Origin of the sequence: Methylotuvimicrobium sp. KM2, assembly GCF_038051925.1 — a bacterium.
In the GTDB taxonomy this organism is placed as follows: Bacteria; Pseudomonadota; Gammaproteobacteria; order Methylococcales; family Methylomonadaceae; genus Methylotuvimicrobium.
Genome location: NZ_CP150634.1, coordinates 1,245,409 through 1,261,955 on the forward strand (window position 1 = coordinate 1,245,409; position 16,547 = coordinate 1,261,955).

Annotated in this window: 11 protein-coding genes; 9 read left to right on the forward strand and 2 right to left on the reverse strand. The window is 47.2% G+C overall.

The window, feature by feature from the left end; all coding sequences use genetic code 11:
• The first annotated feature begins 39 nt into the window (after positions 1-39).
• Genes WJM45_RS05540 through WJM45_RS05555 form a run of 4 tightly spaced genes read left to right on the forward strand, consistent with a single transcriptional unit; the run spans position 40 to position 6,147 of the window.
• Positions 40-2,190 (forward strand): ABC transporter substrate-binding protein, encoded by a 2,151-nt coding sequence (locus tag WJM45_RS05540; protein ID WP_341327977.1) that lies wholly within the window; start codon positions 40-42, stop codon positions 2,188-2,190.
• A 35-nt stretch (positions 2,191-2,225) separates the two neighbouring features.
• Positions 2,226-3,206 carry an ABC transporter permease gene (locus WJM45_RS05545; RefSeq protein WP_341327978.1) on the forward strand — a complete coding sequence of 327 codons (981 nt, stop codon included), beginning with the start codon at positions 2,226-2,228 and terminating at the stop codon, positions 3,204-3,206.
• Entirely contained in the window at positions 3,206-4,537 is a 1,332-nt protein-coding gene (locus WJM45_RS05550; protein WP_341327979.1) for an ABC transporter permease, read from the forward strand. Before WJM45_RS05545 ends, WJM45_RS05550 begins: the two co-directional genes overlap by 1 nt.
• A complete protein-coding gene (locus WJM45_RS05555; protein ID WP_341327980.1) occupies positions 4,534-6,147 on the forward strand; it encodes a dipeptide ABC transporter ATP-binding protein in 1,614 nt (537 codons plus the stop codon). Before WJM45_RS05550 ends, WJM45_RS05555 begins: the two co-directional genes overlap by 4 nt.
• 320 nt (positions 6,148-6,467) lie before the next feature.
• Here WJM45_RS05555 and WJM45_RS05560 read toward each other — a convergent pair whose 3' ends face one another.
• Positions 6,468-7,859, reverse strand: a complete 1,392-nt coding sequence (locus WJM45_RS05560) for a LysM peptidoglycan-binding domain-containing protein (protein WP_341327981.1) — start codon at positions 7,857-7,859, stop codon at positions 6,468-6,470.
• Between the two features lie 314 nt (positions 7,860-8,173).
• Here WJM45_RS05560 and WJM45_RS05565 point away from each other — a divergent pair, with 314 nt between their 5' ends.
• From WJM45_RS05565 to dnaQ, 5 genes are all read left to right on the forward strand, one after another.
• Positions 8,174-8,890: a methyltransferase domain-containing protein gene (locus tag WJM45_RS05565; protein ID WP_341327982.1), complete on the forward strand. Its 717-nt coding sequence runs from the start codon at positions 8,174-8,176 to the stop codon at positions 8,888-8,890.
• Positions 8,883-9,326: a ribonuclease HI gene (gene rnhA / locus WJM45_RS05570; protein WP_341327983.1), complete on the forward strand. Its 444-nt coding sequence runs from the start codon at positions 8,883-8,885 to the stop codon at positions 9,324-9,326. The genes WJM45_RS05565 and rnhA overlap by 8 nt, the downstream gene beginning before the upstream one ends.
• Entirely contained in the window at positions 9,323-12,676 is a 3,354-nt protein-coding gene (locus WJM45_RS05575) for an EAL domain-containing protein (RefSeq protein WP_341327984.1), read from the forward strand. The genes rnhA and WJM45_RS05575 overlap by 4 nt, the downstream gene beginning before the upstream one ends.
• Before the next feature lie 146 nt (positions 12,677-12,822).
• Complete coding sequence (locus WJM45_RS05580) at positions 12,823-13,506, forward strand: carboxylesterase (RefSeq protein WP_341327985.1); 684 nt, start codon at positions 12,823-12,825, stop codon at positions 13,504-13,506.
• The gene (gene dnaQ / locus WJM45_RS05585) at positions 13,506-14,225 is read left to right on the forward strand and encodes a DNA polymerase III subunit epsilon (protein WP_341327986.1); all 720 of its coding nucleotides are present in this window, start codon (positions 13,506-13,508) and stop codon (positions 14,223-14,225) included. The genes WJM45_RS05580 and dnaQ overlap by 1 nt, the downstream gene beginning before the upstream one ends.
• 288 nt (positions 14,226-14,513) lie before the next feature.
• On the opposite strand, the gene WJM45_RS05590 is transcribed toward dnaQ, so the two are convergent.
• Complete coding sequence (locus WJM45_RS05590; RefSeq protein ID WP_341327987.1) at positions 14,514-16,250, reverse strand: DEAD/DEAH box helicase; 1,737 nt, start codon at positions 16,248-16,250, stop codon at positions 14,514-14,516.
• Positions 16,251-16,547 lie beyond the last annotated feature (297 nt).

Consider the following 16,547-nt stretch of genomic DNA (forward strand, 5'->3'; position numbering starts at 1 on the left):
AATTTGATGTCCAGCCTTTTGTGGATGAATACGCTGCTGATGAACATAAAATCTAAAACTATCGGTGTAAAAGCAGTTTTGTCGGCATTTGCCATATTATTAAGTGCTTGCGATATCTCGCAATTAAATAATCCTTATTCCAAAAAAGACGCTGATTTGGTCGTACTTTATTCTGCATTTACGGAGCGCCCGAAGCATCTGGACCCGGCGATTTCCTATAGCGCCAACGAATATACGTTTCTCGGACAGATTTATGAGCCGCCATTTCAATATCACTACCTCAAAAGGCCTTATGAATTGGTACCGTTGACCGCGATGCAAATGCCGGAAGTAGTCTATCTTGATGTTGAAGGTAACCCGTTACCTGAAAACGCTGCGGAAGCGCATATTGCCTTTACCGATTATCTGATTGAAATCAAAGCGGGAGTTCGTTATCAGCCGCATCCGGCGTTTGCCAAAAACAGTGACGGAACGTATCGATATCATGCATTAAATGATTCGGAGATAGTGCACATAAACGCGTTGGCTGATTTCGATCAGTTAGAGACCCGGGAGTTGGTGGCTGAAGATTACGTTTATCAAATCAAACGCCTGGCTTATTCAAAGATTCAATCGCCGATCGCTGAATTAATGAAGCAGTATATTGTCGGATTCGATGAGTTTTATGAGGCTACCCGAGATGTCGAAACCGGTGAATTAATGCAGCGGAAACTTTCCGGTGCGGAAGCGTTGGGCAAGTACCGTTACAAAATTCGAATCAACGGCAAGTATCCGCAATTCAGTTATTGGTTGGCAATGCCGTTTTTCGCGCCGATGCCTTGGGAAGCCGATGTTTTTTATCATCAGGATGGTTTAATCGAAAAAAATATCACGCTCGATTGGTATCCGGTCGGTACCGGACCTTTTTTATTGGCGGAAAATAATCCGAATCGGCGCATGGTGCTGGAAAAAAACCCCAATTTTCGCTTCGAAGCCTATCCCGACGAGGGCGAGCCTGATGATCGAGAGCAAGGCTTGCTCGAAGATGCCGGAAAGGCCCTGCCTTTTATCGATAAAGTCGTGTTTACGCTGGAAAAGGAAACGATTCCCTACTGGCAAAAATTCCTGCAAGGTTACTATGATGCATCCGGCATCGCCTCCGATAGTTTCGACCAAGCCGTGCAATTTTCCGGCAGCGGCGAAGTAGGTTTGACCCATTCGATGGAAGAAAAAGGCATTCAATTGAAAACATCGACGGTCACCGCGATCTATTATATGGGCTTCAATATGCTGGATAGCCTAGTCGGTGGTTTGTCCGATGAGGCTAGAAAGTTACGCCAAGCGATCGCTATCGCGGTCGACTATGAGGAATTTATTTCGATATTCATGAATGGTCGCGGCGAAGCCGCGCAGGGCGTTTTGCCGCCGGGGATATTCGGTTACGCAGAAGGGCAGGAAGGACTCAATCGCTATGTTTACGATTGGGTGGACGGAAAACCGAAGCGAAAGAATATTGAGGCGGCTCGTCAATTAATGGTTGAGGCCGGATACCCCGGGGGGATAGATCCCAAAACCGGCCAACCCTTGATTCTGTATTTCGACACGACCTCGTCGGGTATCGATGATCGATCTAGATTAAACTGGTTTCGCAAGCAATTTAGACAATTAGGGATTAAGTTGGTCATCCGTGGGACCGATTACAATCGTTTTCAACAAAAAATGCGTGCCGGCAATGCGCAAATTTATATGTGGGGTTGGAATGCCGATTACCCCGATCCGGAGAATTTCTTTTTTCTGCTTTATGGACCAAACGGAAAAGTGCAATTCGGCGGTGAAAATACCGGTAATTACCAAAATCCTGAGTTCGATCGCATATTCGAAAAAATGCGTAATATGGATAACACGGATGAGCGTTTTCGCTTGATTCAGAAATTACAAGAACAAGTTCGTTATGATGTGCCGTGGTTGTTCGGCTTTTATCCGAAAGATTTCATTCTTTATCACCAGTGGTATAAAAATGTGAAGCCGAATTTAATGGCGAATAATCGTTTAAAGTACGTTCGCATCGATACAGCCATGCGTACCGAAAAAAGACAGCAGTGGAATCAGCCGGTTTTCTGGCCTATTGTGCTCGTTTTATTGTTGTTGGCTGTCTTGATTGTTCCGGCAATACTCGCTTATCGCCGTAAAATCAGAGCGATTGCTCATTAGTTTTTATTGATTTACAAGGTTTTGGAGACCTAGCGATGATTCAATATATCATCCGACGAATTTTATATGCATTTCCGCTATTGCTGGGTGTAAACATTCTGACGTTTGTGTTGTTTTTCGTCGTAAACAGCCCCGAAGATATGGCGCGTATGCAACTCGGGCACAAGCATGTCACCGAGCAAGCCGTCGAGAACTGGAAGCAGCAGCGAGGTTATCATTTGCCGCTGTTGTGGAATGCTGAGGCTAGCGGGACAAGCAAGATCACCGAAACAATTTATTTTCAAAAATCGGCCGGTTTGTTTTGGTTCGATTTCGGAATTTCCGATAGCGACCGGCGTAATATCGGTGCCGATATCAAGCAGCGGATGTGGCCCAGTTTGGCAGTGGCATTGCCGACTTTATTGCTGGGTCTGATCACGAATATTTGCGTCGCCTTGCTGATGGTTTTGTTTCGCCGATCTTATCTTGAATTCGGCGGTATTGTGCTTTGTGTCGTGTTGATGTCGGTATCGTCATTGTTTTATATCATCGGCGGACAATTTTTTATCGGCAAGGTGCTGAAGCTGGTGCCGATTTCCGGCTACGATGGGGGCTTTCAAGCGTTGAAGTTCATAGTGCTACCGATAGTCATCGGTGTGATCTCCGGCATCGGTTCCGGGGGGAGATGGTACAGAACGCTGTTTTTGGAGGAAGTCGAAAAGGACTATGTGCGAACCGCTAGAGCCAAAGGCTTGTCCGAGACCCAAGTGTTGTTCCGGCATGTGTTAAAAAACGCAATGATACCTATTTTGACTGGCGTGGTCGTGGTGCTGCCGTTGTTATTTATGGGAAGCTTGATCATGGAGTCGTTTTTCAGTATTCCTGGCCTGGGTAGTTATACGATCGATGCGATTAACAGTCAGGATTTCGCGATTGTCCGGTCAATGGTCTTTCTTGGCTCGGTGCTTTATATCGTTGGGCTGTTATTGACCGATATTTCTTATACTTTAGTAGACCCTAGAGTCAGGTTGTCATAATGGTTGTTTTATGGACCGATGCGCTTATTTTTGTGTTGCTGCTCGGCATGATCGTGTTGTCGGTTTCTATGCTGCGCAACCCTCGAATGAGCCGGCCGTTAAGGCAAATAGGCACGAGTAAGACCGGCATGGTATCGCTGACGGTGCTGCTATTTTTCGTGGCGGTGGGTTTGCTCGACTCGATGCATTTTCATTCGAAGGATTCCAATGAAATCGTCAGTGTTTTGGATCAATGGCTATCGCCGATTCGTTTGCATGGCGAAAAGACTTATTCGGCACCATTTGCTGCTCATCTTTTCGGCAAGGAGTTAATGGTGCTAGAAGATGGCAGTCCCGTATGGGCTTATCCGCGATTGCAATACGGCGGGGCTCATTTGGATGATCCGGAATCCGAGTTGTTCTTCGATGTTTTAATGAAGGCGTCTATCGGTTTCATTAAAAGCGCAATTCCTGCGGTTATCGTGCTTGTCTTATTGGTGCAAAGGCTTCGGCGCCGGCAAAATGCTTTAATAAGTCAAGCTTCAGTCAAGGCTGTTGCTTGGACCGTCTTTTGGATCGTGACGGTGTGCGGTACATTGCTTGAGTTGTCGTCGTATTATCATGTGTTAGGCACCGATAAAGTCGGTGAGGATGTGTTGTACCAGGCGATTAAAAGCATTAGAACCGGGCTCGTTATCGGGACGTTGACGACGCTGATTATGCTGCCGCTGGCAATCGTATTTGGTATTCTCGCGGGTTTTTTCCGAGGATGGGTCGATGATACGATTCAATATTTGTACACGACCCTCAATTCGATTCCGAGTGTATTGTTGATTGCCGCCTCGATTCTGGTCGTGCAAGTCTATATGGCGAAAAATGAAGAACAGTTCACCAGCTTGATCGTTCGCGCCGATATGAGGCTACTGTTTTTATGCATAATTTTGGGAGTGACCAGTTGGACAGGACTATGCCGTATGCTGCGCGCCGAAACACTGAAACTACGCGAGATGGAATATGTACAAGCGGCTTCGGCGCTCGGAGTCAGGCGAAGAGTCATTTTATTTCGGCATATTCTGCCGAATGTGATGCATATCGTATTGATTTCTGTCGTGCTCGACTTTAGTTCTTTGGTGTTGGCTGAGGCGGTCTTGTCGTATATCAATATCGGTGTCGATCCGACCACGCATAGTTGGGGTAATATGATTAACGGTGCCCGGCTTGAAATGGCGCGCGAACCGGTGGTTTGGTGGTCGTTGGCGGCATCGTTCCTATTCATGTTTACGCTGGTACTTGCCGCGAATCTGTTCGCCGATTCGGTCAGGGACGCATTCGATCCGAGGCGCATGGGATGAACCGAAGCCCCGTTCTTGAAGTTAAAAATTTAACAGTCAAATTCGGCTCCGATAATCCGGTGGTCGATGCCATCGGCTTCGAGGTACATGCCGGTGAAACGTTTGCAATTGTTGGCGAATCGGGTTCCGGTAAGTCGATTACCGCGTTATCGGTATTGCGGTTATTGCCGGTCAATGCAAGCGTCGTGGCGGATGAAATCAACCTGAATGGCGTCGATCTATTGCGCAAGGCCGAATATGAGTTGTGCAAAATTCGCGGTCGGCGTGTTGCATTGATCTTTCAGGATCCGATGTCATCGCTTAATCCGGTGATGACGGTCGGTGAACAAATTGCTGAAGTGCTTAAATTACATTTCTCGATGACGAAACAAACGATTCGGCAACGCGTCATCGAATTATTGACGCGGGTTGAAATTCCGGAACCTGAAAAGCGGGCCGGCGAATATCCACATCAATTATCGGGGGGGCAGCGGCAAAGGGTCATGATCGCGATTGCGTTGGCCGGCGAACCCGATTTATTGATCGCCGACGAACCGACGACCGCTCTGGATGTGACGATTCAGGCGCAAATCTTGGCGCTCCTTAAGGCGATTCAAAATAAGACCGGCATGGCGTTATGGTTGATCAGTCATGATTTGGCATTGGTTTCGACGATGGCCGATCGCATTGCCGTGATGCAAAATGGCAAAATCGTCGAGACTGGACGGAGCGCTTCGATATTTCAAAATCCCACGCATCCTTATACGCGAAAATTGCTCGATGCCTTGCCGTCGATGGATAGTTGTCTCGGTCATCAAAGAGAGCAAAACTCCCCGCTACTGAAGATCGATGATTTCAAGGTCTATTATCCCATTAGAAAAGGGATCTTTAAGCGAGTTGTCGGCCATGTTCGGGCCGTCGATGGGGTTGGCTTCGAAATTGAACATGGCAAGACCTTGGCCTTGGTCGGCGAGTCGGGTTGCGGCAAGACGACGCTCGGCAAGGCGCTATTGAATTTGATTCCGGCTTATTCGGGAAGGGTAGTCATGGACGGCATTGAATTGCATAAACTGACCGGTGAAGCTTTGCGTCGCAAGCGTGCCGATATTCAAATCGTGTTTCAAGATCCGTTTTCGTCGATGAATCCTAGAATGTTGGTTAGCGAGATTATCGATGAAGGAATTAGAGCCTTGTATCCCGAGGTTGGTGCAGTCGATAGATATGCGAGAGTTGTCGAGTTGCTCGAACGGGTTGATTTGCCGCCTGATAGTGCGCATCGCTATCCGCATGAATTTTCAGGCGGTCAACGGCAGCGAATTTGTATTGCCAGAGCCTTGGCGGTGCAACCGAAAATGATTGTTTGCGACGAACCGACTAGCGCGCTGGATGTTTCGGTTCAGGCGCAAATAATCGAGTTGCTGAAGGATTTGCAGAAAGAACAAGGCGTGAGTTATTTATTTATTACGCATGATCTTGGTGTCGTTGCGGAAATTGCCGACGAAGTGGCGGTGATGTATCGCGGCAAGATCGTCGAGCACGGTGAAGTCGAACAGGTACTGCTGAATCCGAAAAATACCTATACCCGCGAATTATTGGCGGCGGTTCCGCGTTTGCAAAACAAAGACGTGTAAAAAAGCAAGGGCAATACCGTTGCTCTTGCCTTTATTCTCTAAATTGGACCAAATCCTAAGGATTTGGTCGTAAATAACTTTCCTATTTTACGGAGGGTTCAGTTGCTCGATTGGCAGGTGTCGGCGGCAGGGAAAGCCGCCGTCAAGCCTACAAGGACGTATTCACCCAGCACCTAAATCCAGCACCTAAATTCCATAGCCCATTGGCTATGGTTAACTACCGTGGATAATTTAGGTGCTGGGTTCACGGCGTCCTGCCAAGCGAGTTACCGAACCCTCAACAAAGCTCATAGTTCCAGGACGGTATTTATCACGAGATCCTAAGTCGATTTGTCGGCTAATACTTTCAGTTGCTGACCCGGCTTCAAAATTTTGTCGACGCTGGTCGAATTCCATTTCAACAAATCGCGAACCGGAACTTTGAATTTTCGCGAAATTTGCATCAAAGAATCACCCGGCTGTACGGTATAGTTAATCGGTTGCGAAGAGGAGTTAGCTTTAGCGACGATTTGTGAGCCTTTATGGATCGTCAATTTTTGTCCGGCTCTTAAGTTCGAATTTGCATTTAACTTATTCCACTGATAAATCTCATGAGTGCTAACTGAAAATTGCCGTGATATTTTCCAGAAAGTATCGCCGGGTTTGACCGTGTAAATGATTGGTTTTGCAGTGGCTGGTGCTGACTTGGCGGCAACGGTCGATTTTCCGTTGGCTGGTATGATCAGCGATTTTCCCGATTGAATGTGGTCGGTTTTGCCAAGGCGGTTAGCTGTGCGAATAGCGCCGATTGAAGTCTTGTATTTTCTGGCGATTAAGCCTAATGATTCACCCCGGCGGATTTTATGTTTAATTGTTCGATTCGCGGCGGCTTTGACGCGAGTGTTATCAGGCACTACCTTTGCGGATGCTTGGGTATAGCGTTGCGCAAGCGGTAGCTTGGCTAGGTTTTCTTTGAAAATCGATACTTGATCGACCGGTATCAATAAACGGTGTGGGCCGTTTGGTGCGGTAGCGTTGCGTTTGAAGGCCGGGTTCAAGCGCTTGATTTCGTCTACGCTGGTTTGGGCGAGTTCGGCGGCTTTTTTTAAGTCGAGTTGCGTGTCCAAGTCGACGACTTCGAAATAAGGCTGATCGGGGATCTCGTATAACGGGATGTTGTATTGATCCGGGTTAGCGAAAATTTTCGCAACAGCCAACAATCGCGGCACATAGTTAAACGTTTCGTTGGGCATTTTCAATGACCAGTAATCGGTAGGTAAATCCTGGGCTAGATTTCTGTCTATCGACTTTTGCACATTGCCTCGACCCCAGTTATAGGAGGCCAGCGCGAGCAGCCAATCGCCCTCGAAATTATCGCCGAGATCTTTTAAGAATTTGGTTGCCGCCTGTGTGGAAGCATAAACATCACGTCGTCCGTCATACCAGTTATTTTGTTTTAGACCATACAATCGACCGGTTTCCGGAATGAATTGCCACAGCCCGGAAGCATGAGCCGGAGAATACGCGTCGGGCCGGAATGCGCTTTCGACGACTGGTAACAGGGCCAATTCACCGGGAATATTTTTTGATTCGATCTCTTCTAAAATCAAATGCAGATAAGGTTCGGCGCGTTTTTGCACACGTACTAAGTATTCCGGGTTTTTAAGAAACCAATTGATTTCCTTGTCAATCCTTTCATTTTCAACTTCCGGCAATGCGTAAAGCGAGACCAAACGTTCCCAAATGGTATGGTTGCCTGATTTAAATAAGGAGCCTTTTTTAGACTTGGCGAACTTAAGCTTATTTAGACGTGGTTTGTAATCATCTTTTTTGACGAGCGGTGGTTTTTGGCTAATGCTAAGTGAACTTTTGGTCGGTTGTTGAGTACAACCAGCTGAGAGAGTCAAAATCAAAAACGAAAAAAGCGTCAATGACCTGTTAGAATTAGTCTTAGGCATATCTATATCTTAAATTCATTGCACGAAATGAGTAGTATAGCCCGTTTTTATTATAATTCACTGTAATTTAATTTTTTTGAGCCGATTTTATGAAGCGCGATTTTTTATTCTCCTGGTATGAAACGCCGAGAGGAAAAATGCTGCAAGAGGTTGAAGCCGAATATATTCGGCGTTCGATTACGGTCAGTTGTAAACAAAAAGTGCTGCAAATAGGCGGTTTGGGTTGGGAGGATCAATTTATTGACTGTACGCTTTATAACGGGTTTACAATTTTAGACGCCAATAATCGAGGATGCGATGGAGCGCTTAAAATTAAGGCTAAAGCTTATTGCTTACCTATACTTAGCGATAGCGTCGATTTGATTTTATTGCCTCACTTGCTGGAATTCGATGCGAACCGTTTTCAAACGATGCGTGAAATAGAACGGGTGCTAAAAGCGGAAGGTCATGTGTTGATTATTAATTTTAATCCGTGGAGTTTTTGGGTTCGCTATCAATATCTTTGGGAAAAGAAAATGGCGGATTCATGGACCGGACATTTTATCAGTAAGAGAAGAGTGCTGGATTGGTTAAAGCTGCTTAATTTCGAAGCAAAAGCGGTTGCCGATTTAAGTATCGATTCCGTTCGTTCCAATCCTGCGAATGCTAAGTCTGAAAGATCCTCGTTGCGCGCCACTGCCTATGCAATTAGGGCCATCAAGCGTCGATATACACTTATTCCTTTGGATTCCAAAACCGTAAAGCAGCCTCGTATGGCTGTTTTAAACGGTTTTGAATCGTCACAGCGTTTAACGAAAGATGACTGAGTCCGTTATTATTTATACCGATGGTGCCTGTCGCGGTAATCCCGGTCCTGGCGGTTGGGGGGTCTTTTTAAGTTATAAAGGATCGACCAAGGAATTATTCGGCGGCGAAGCACAAACGACGAATAACCGAATGGAGTTAATGGCTGCGATTCAAGCGTTTGAAGCACTAAATCGTCCGTGTTCCGTCAAGATATTTACCGATTCGAAATATGTACTGCAAGGCATCACCGAATGGATGCCGAATTGGAAAATACGGGGTTGGTTGACCGCTGCTAAAAAACCGGTAAAAAATGACGATTTATGGCGGCGTCTCGATGCATCGATGGGTAAGCATCGGGTCGAGTGGGTCTGGGTTAAGGGGCACTCCGGCGATCAAGGCAATGAAACGGCAGACCGACTGGCTAATCAAGGCATCGATTCTTTAAAGAGAACATGAGTTTGTTTCAGCGCGCCGACTTTTCTCAGACTGTTCCCGGTCGAAGTTTTTTTAATGGAAGCACGGTCGTGCTCAATGTAGTTGCCTCGCTCAGTTATTTAGCTGGCGGTTGTCTCGGCACATTATTGGCAATTCCGCCGAGCGGCGTGAGCCCGGTTTGGCCCGCTGCAGGTATCGCGCTAGCATGGATATTGGTTTATCGGGTTCGGGTGCTGGCGGGTGTTTTTTTCGGCGCTTTGTTTGTACAGGTGTATGCCTTTCTCGATCATTCTTCAGTCGAAATGATTGTCGGCTCCATGGTGATCGGGAGTGCCGTCAGTGTGGCTTGTTGTGTTCAAGCACTGGTCGGAGCTACGTTAATCGAACGCTGGGTCGGTATCGGCGATTCATTAACGGAAGATCGACGCATCTTGCGCTTCATGTTACTAGGCGGACCGTTGGCCTGCTTGGGGGCGCCGGCTGTTGGAGTTACAGCGCTTTGGATTCGCGGCGTGATTACCGGCGATGATATTTTGTTGAGCTGGGGGACTTGGTGGATTGGCGATACGATAGGCGTGTTGATTTTTACGCCATTTGTTCTGACATTTATCGGCGAGCCAAGATCTTCATGGAGGGGGCGTCGCAACTATGTGGCTTATCCGTTGGTTTTACTGGTTCTGTTGGTCATTGGCGTTTTTCAATATGCCAATCGGCAGGAGTCTCTAAGAATCGAGTCGGTCTTCGAGCGACAGGCGATGTTGTTCCATAATGCTTTCAGCGTCTTGGTTCAAGACCACATCGGTACCAATGAGATCCTAAAAGGTTTATTCGATAGCGCCGACCCCATTTCCAAAGAAGGTTTTAAAATCTTTACCGCTCCGCTTTTAGATAAGCACCACGGTCTAGTGGCGTTGGAGTGGATGGCTCATGTGCCGGCATCAGAGCGGGATCGATTCGAAAATTCTCAAAATGAAGGCTTTGCAATACGAGAGCCTGACGAATTCGGGCGGATGGTTTCGGCCGGTCCCCGCACGACCTATTTGCCGATTACTTTTCTTGAGCCGTTAGAAGGCAACGAGAAGGCTTTAGGTTACGATGTTTTTGTTAACCCCATAGCATCAAACGCGGTCGAGAACGCAAGGGATCGCGGGGTTTCCTCGGTTACCGGCAAGCTCAAATTGGTGCAGGACGGTCATGCCGACAAAAGCGGGATCGTTATTTATTCCCCGGTTTATGAGCGCTTTCAACCGGTGGATACCATGAAGTCTAGGCGGCTACATTTTAAAGGTGTTGTTGCGACGGTGTTTCGCATCGACGATCTAGTGACGATAGTGTTGAGTAACCTCCCGGATATGCAGTTGTTGATTCGAATCTCCGATCATGACTCGGTGTTATTTAGCAATTTTCCGGAAAGGCCGACTCATAAAGTCATCGATTTGCCTTTAAGGATTGCGGAGAGAATTGAAGTCGGAGATCGGGTTTGGAATATATTTTACGAGCCTTCCGGGCAATTTTTTCATAGCCATTTATCATGGAGCGTCTGGTGGTTATTGTTCGGAGGTTTTTTGTTTACAGGGTTGACCGGCATTGGTTTATTGATGTTGACCGGACGGACCTTAAGAATGGAGGAAGAAGTAAAAAACCGAACGTTGGAACTGAAGCGGAGCAATGCTAGCCTCGCGGAAAGCGAAAGCCAGTTACGGTTGGCCGCTACTACATTTGAAACCCATGAAGGAATTTTAATTACGGATAATGCCGGCAATATCTTACGCGTCAATCATGCTTTTTCTGAAATTACCGGTTTTAGCGCCGATGAGGTAATGGGGCGGACTCCACGCATATTACAATCCGATCGTCATCATGATGATTTTTATGACGAGCTTTGGCGGCATTTGCTGACGGTAGGCAAATTCGAAGGCGAAATTTGGAATCGGCGCAAGAATGGAGAAAATATTCCGACATGGCAAACGATCACGGCCGTTAAGAATGAAAAAGGCGATCCGACGCATTTTGTCGCTATTTTTTATGATATTACCGAGAAAAAGAAAGCGGAAAACGAGATTCACGATCTTGCTTTTTATGACCCGCTGACAGCTCTGGCTAATCGCCGTTTACTGGTGAATCAGCTTTCCAACGAATTGGCTGTGAGTAAACGCCAAGGGACTTTCGGGTCTATTATTTTTCTCGATTTGGATCGATTCAAAGTGTTGAACGACTCGTTAGGGCATCATGTCGGGGATGAATTGTTGATTCAAGTTGCGAACCGTTTGAAGGATTCGCTTAGGGAAGAAGACATACCGTCAAGACTGGGCGGAGACGAATTCGTTATATTGATTCATGCCAATAAAAGCAGTCTTGAAGCAGCTAGCGATGAGGCCTTACATGTTGCCGAAAAAGTAAGGTGTGTACTAAATCGGCCATATTTTTTTGGAGATTTCGAGCATCATTGTTCGCAGAGTATTGGTATCGCTTTGTTTCCGGATAGCGGTCAAACGGCCAATCAGATTTTGCAACAGGCCGACAAGGCTATGTATCAATCCAAGGCTAAAGGGCGCAATACGATAAGCTTTTTTCATCAGAGCATTCAAGAGGCTGCCGATGCCCGAATGTTTTTAGAAAAAGAGTTGCGTTCGGCAATCGAAAATCAGGATTTTATTTTGTATTACCAGCCGCAAACCGATCGTTTAGGGCGGCTTTCCGGTTCGGAAGCCTTGATTCGCTGGGAGCATGGGCAAAAAGGTTTAATCGCTCCCGACCAATTTATACCGGTTGCCGAAGAAGCGGGTTTGATTGTGCCTTTGGGTATCTGGGTTTTTCGCGAGTCTTGCGCGCAAATGCGGAAGTGGCTCGATAACGGCTTGGACATACAGCATATCTCGATCAATGTCAGCTCTAAGCAATTTCGTCAGCAAGACTTTGTCGATCAAATTGCTGGCGCGATAAGGCAGTATGAGGTCCCGGCCTCGCGTTTCGTTATCGAATTAACCGAGGGTATCGTGATCGATAATATCGATGACACGGTCGAAAAAATGCGAGCCTTGAAACAATTGGGTGTAAAAATCTCGATAGACGATTTTGGGACGGGATATTCGTCATTGACCTATCTCAAGCAGTTGCCGCTGGACGAATTAAAAATCGACAAGAGTTTTGTCAGAGATATTACTACCGATTTCAACGATGCCATTATTATCGAGACCATCATCAATATGGCTCATAATCTCGGAATCGATGTCATTGCCGAGGGAGTCGAAACCGAGGAGCAAAGAGACTTTCTGTACAACAAGGGATGTCGAGTGTTTCAAGGATATTATTTTTCTCGGCCAATGACGAGTGCGGATTTTGAGGTTTGGGTAAGGAAAGGGGAAAGATGAAAGATGAAAGATGAAAGGTGAAAGGTGAAAGGTGAAAGGTGAAAGGTGAAAGGTGAAAGGTGAAAGGTGAAAGATGAAAGATGAAAGATGAATGGTGAAAGATGAATGGTGAAAGATGAATGGTGAAGGGGCGGGGAATCGAAAAAATGACGGGTGAGATTGATTGGGTTGAAATTGCTCCTAGGGCGCCGCATCGGTATACGATTATTTGGATGCATGGCTTGGGGGCCGATGGGCATGACTTTGAGAGCATTGTTCCGGAATTGGGATTGCCCGATGATTTGGGTATTCGCTTTTGTTTTCCTAATGCGCCTGTGCGCCCGGTTACGATCAATGGCGGGATGGCGATGCGTGCTTGGTATGACATTATGGATATGTCATTGGAACGGCAAGTCGACAAGGCCGGTATTGCCGAGTCGTCGGCGTCGATCTTGAAATTGATAGACAGGGAAATTGAAGGAGGCGTGCCTTCCGAAAATATCTTGCTGGCTGGGTTTTCGCAGGGCGGCGTGATTGCGCTCGATGTCGGTTTGAAATGTCCGCATCGATTGGCGGGTATCCTAGCGCTTTCTTGCTATTTACCGACATGGCCTGAAATCGTTCCGGCGCTTTCCGAGGTAAATCGATCGCTTCCGATAATGATGGCGCACGGTTCGTTTGATAATGTCGTTGCGCGTGAAGTGGGCAGAGCCGCTTTCGAGGCATTGATGTCAATGGGCTATTCAGTGGACTGGAAAGAATACCCGATGGCGCATTCGGTCTGCCTTGAAGAAGTTCAGGATATCGCGGACTTCATTCGGAAATGTTTTCATCTAGAGGGCTATGTGTAATGAGTAAGCCGACCATACGGCAAATCGTGCTGGATACCGAAACGACAGGGCTTAATCCGCAAGAAGGGCATCGTGTCATTGAGATAGGCTGTGTTGAATTATTGAACCGCCGCCTAAGCGGTCGCCATTTTCATGTCTACATCAATCCGGAACGGGAAATCGATGCCGGTGCGGTCGAGGTTCATGGAATTACTAATGAGTTTTTGGCCGATAAACCGGTATTTTCCTCGATAGTCGAAGACTTCATCAATTTTATTCGCGATGCCGAATTGGTCATTCACAACGCCCCATTCGATGTTGGGTTTTTAAATCATGAATTCGGCTTATTGAATAATGGGACCGGAGTTGTCGAGAGTTACAGTTCGGTATTCGATACCTTGACGTTTGCCAGAAAAAAACATCCCGGGCAGCGAAATAGTTTGGATGCCTTATGCAAGCGTTATGGCATCGATAACAGTCATCGAGATTTACATGGCGCGCTTTTGGATGCGGAAATTCTGGCGGATGTCTACCTATTGATGACCGGTGGACAGGCTTCATTGTTGGATGAAGAAATATCGTCGGAAGAGGAGGGTGGGAGCGAGTCGGTTATTGTGCGTCTACCTTCCAATCGTCCCAGGCTAAAAGTGATCCAATGCGATGCCGAAGAGGTTGCCGAACATCAGCGTCGCTTGGCGGCCATTGAAAAAGCGGGCGGAGTTTGTCTTTGGAAGAATTGACCGGGCCTTTTTACTGTGAAAGTTCGCAGTTTTGCATTCCTTATCTAATTTTTTGATATAAAAAAATCAATGTCGGTTCCGAATGGGGTGCGGTCGCTCGACCGACAGGCGTCGGCGGCAGGGAGCCGCCGTCGAGCCTACAGGGACGTATTTACCCAACACCTGAATTATCTTAGACAATTAGCCATATCGCCAAAGGGCTATGGACGTTAGGTGCCGGGTCTGTAAAGCGAGTTACCGGACCCGCTGCAAAACTCATGGCGCCAGGGAGTTATTTTTTACGAAATCCTAACTGCCGGCCTTGGCTTTTCTTCGCTTGTTATCCGAACCGTCACGTTTTTTAGCCTTGAAAGTTTTTTTCAAGGTTTCGCCCATTCTGGAAATATTCAATTGCTGACCGGCAACCCTTACTTTTTTTAGTTCTTGGAAAATATCCTTGGGCATGCCGGCAGGAAGCTCAACGGTGCTGTAGTTTTCCTCGATTTTGATTCGTGCGATATGATCCCCGTCAAGTCCTGTCTCATTAGCGATAGCGCCGACGATGTTGCCGGGCTTGACACCATGCGCTTTGCCGACTTCGATACGGTAGGTTTCCATTTCAATGTCGGGGTTTGCCTTACGCTTGCTCTTGCGTTCCGTCCCGGATTCTCGGTCTATCGAGTCTTTTCGTTCGCGGCGTTCGGTTTCTTTTTTGGGCGGGTTTTTCATAAGCAACGGTGTTTCGCCTTGGACTTGTTTTGCCAAGGCTGCAGCAATTTCGATTGCCGATACATTATGTTCGTTTTGGTATTGTTCCATCAATTGAATAAAAAAACTCAATTCTTCCGCGGCCAGTGTATCGGTAATGCGTTGTTTGAATCGGGCAATCCTTTTATTGTTAATAATTTCGGTCGAAGGCAGTCCCATTTCTGCGACTTTTTGACGAGTTGCTTTCTCGATATTACTGAGCAGTCTTCTTTCACGCGGTGCGACAAACAATATCGCATCGCCGGTTCGACCGGCACGGCCGGTTCTGCCGATGCGGTGAATATAGGCCTCGGTATCGTAGGGAATATCGTAATTGATGACGTGGCTGATCCGTTCGACATCGAGACCCCGCGCCGCCACGTCGGTGGCAATTAGAATATCCAATTTACCGTTTTTCAAATGCGCGATGGTTCTTTCGCGCAGTGCTTGCGACATATCGCCATTGATTGCCGCTGCCGAATAGCCGCGTGCTTCGAGTTTTTCGGCCAGTTCGACCGTCGCGGTTTTAGTCCGGACAAAAATAATGATGCCGTCGAAGGTTTCCGATTCCAAAATGCGGGTTAGTGCGTCGAGCTTATGGACTCCGCTGACTAGCCAGTAGCGTTGACGTATCGTTTCGGCGGTCGACGTGCGGACCTTGACCGTGATTTCCTCGGGGTCATGTAAATACGTTTGTGCGATTTTGCGTATGGGTGCCGGCATCGTTGCCGAAAACAGGGCGATTTGGCGTTGTTTGGGGGTTTGTTCCAAAATCCATTCAACATCGTCTATAAAGCCCATGCGAAGCATTTCGTCGGCTTCGTCGAGCACCAAGCAGCTTAATTCGCCCAGCCTTAGCGTGCCTTTACGCATATGATCCATGACCCGTCCCGGTGTGCCGACGATAACGTGCGGGCCGCGTTTGAGCTGGCGAAGTTGCGTCGTGTAGTCTTGCCCGCCGTAGATCGGCAATACATGAAAACCTTTTAAATGAGCGGCATAGCGCTGAAAAGCCTCGGCCACTTGTATGGCCAGTTCGCGGGTAGGGGCTAGAACCAAAACTTGCGGTTCGGTTTTTTTTAGGTCGAGTCGAGATAATATCGGAAGAGCAAAAGCTGCGGTCTTACCGGTGCCTGTTTGCGCCTGGCCTAGAACATCCTTGCCTTGCATTAAGTGCGGAATGGTTTGAGCTTGAATCGGGGAGGGGGATTCGTAACCGACATCATCCAATGCTTTAAGCACCGGTTCGATTAGAGTTAATTCACGAAAAGTTGGAAAAGAGGAAACATCGTTGGACATGCAAAGCCTGTGGGTAAATTTAAGACGCGTGGCGCGGAGGGGAGTTAAGCCCGCAATTATACCTCATATTAATCAAACCGGTAAAAATAGATTGACAAGAACGGCGTTTTTTTGATTTTGACTCTATCGATGAAAACTTCCGGCGGCTTTAGCCTTGGCTAAGTATTTCATGATAAATAATGTCCTGGAGATATGAGCTTTGTTGAGGGTTTTGAGGCTTGCTTGACAGGACGCCGTGAATCCATCCGCTTGACCGCGGAATCTGATGGCCAAGGATGGCTTGTATTAGGGCGCCAT

Excerpts from the sequence above, each read along its gene's own strand:
- WJM45_RS05565 (WP_341327982.1), top strand. The coding sequence starts at position 8,174 with ATGAAGCGCGATTTTTTATTCTCCTGGTATGAAACGCCGAGAGGAAAA.
- WJM45_RS05575 (WP_341327984.1), top strand. The coding sequence starts at position 9,323 with ATGAGTTTGTTTCAGCGCGCCGACTTTTCTCAGACTGTTCCCGGTCGA.
- WJM45_RS05555 (WP_341327980.1), top strand. The coding sequence starts at position 4,534 with ATGAACCGAAGCCCCGTTCTTGAAGTTAAAAATTTAACAGTCAAATTC.
- dnaQ (WP_341327986.1), top strand. The coding sequence starts at position 13,506 with ATGAGTAAGCCGACCATACGGCAAATCGTGCTGGATACCGAAACGACA.
- WJM45_RS05540 (WP_341327977.1), top strand. The coding sequence starts at position 40 with ATGAACATAAAATCTAAAACTATCGGTGTAAAAGCAGTTTTGTCGGCA.
- WJM45_RS05550 (WP_341327979.1), top strand. The coding sequence starts at position 3,206 with ATGGTTGTTTTATGGACCGATGCGCTTATTTTTGTGTTGCTGCTCGGC.
- WJM45_RS05545 (WP_341327978.1), top strand. The coding sequence starts at position 2,226 with ATGATTCAATATATCATCCGACGAATTTTATATGCATTTCCGCTATTG.
- WJM45_RS05580 (WP_341327985.1), top strand. The coding sequence starts at position 12,823 with ATGACGGGTGAGATTGATTGGGTTGAAATTGCTCCTAGGGCGCCGCAT.
- rnhA (WP_341327983.1), top strand. The coding sequence starts at position 8,883 with ATGACTGAGTCCGTTATTATTTATACCGATGGTGCCTGTCGCGGTAAT.
- WJM45_RS05590 (WP_341327987.1), bottom strand. The coding sequence starts at position 16,250 with ATGTCCAACGATGTTTCCTCTTTTCCAACTTTTCGTGAATTAACTCTA.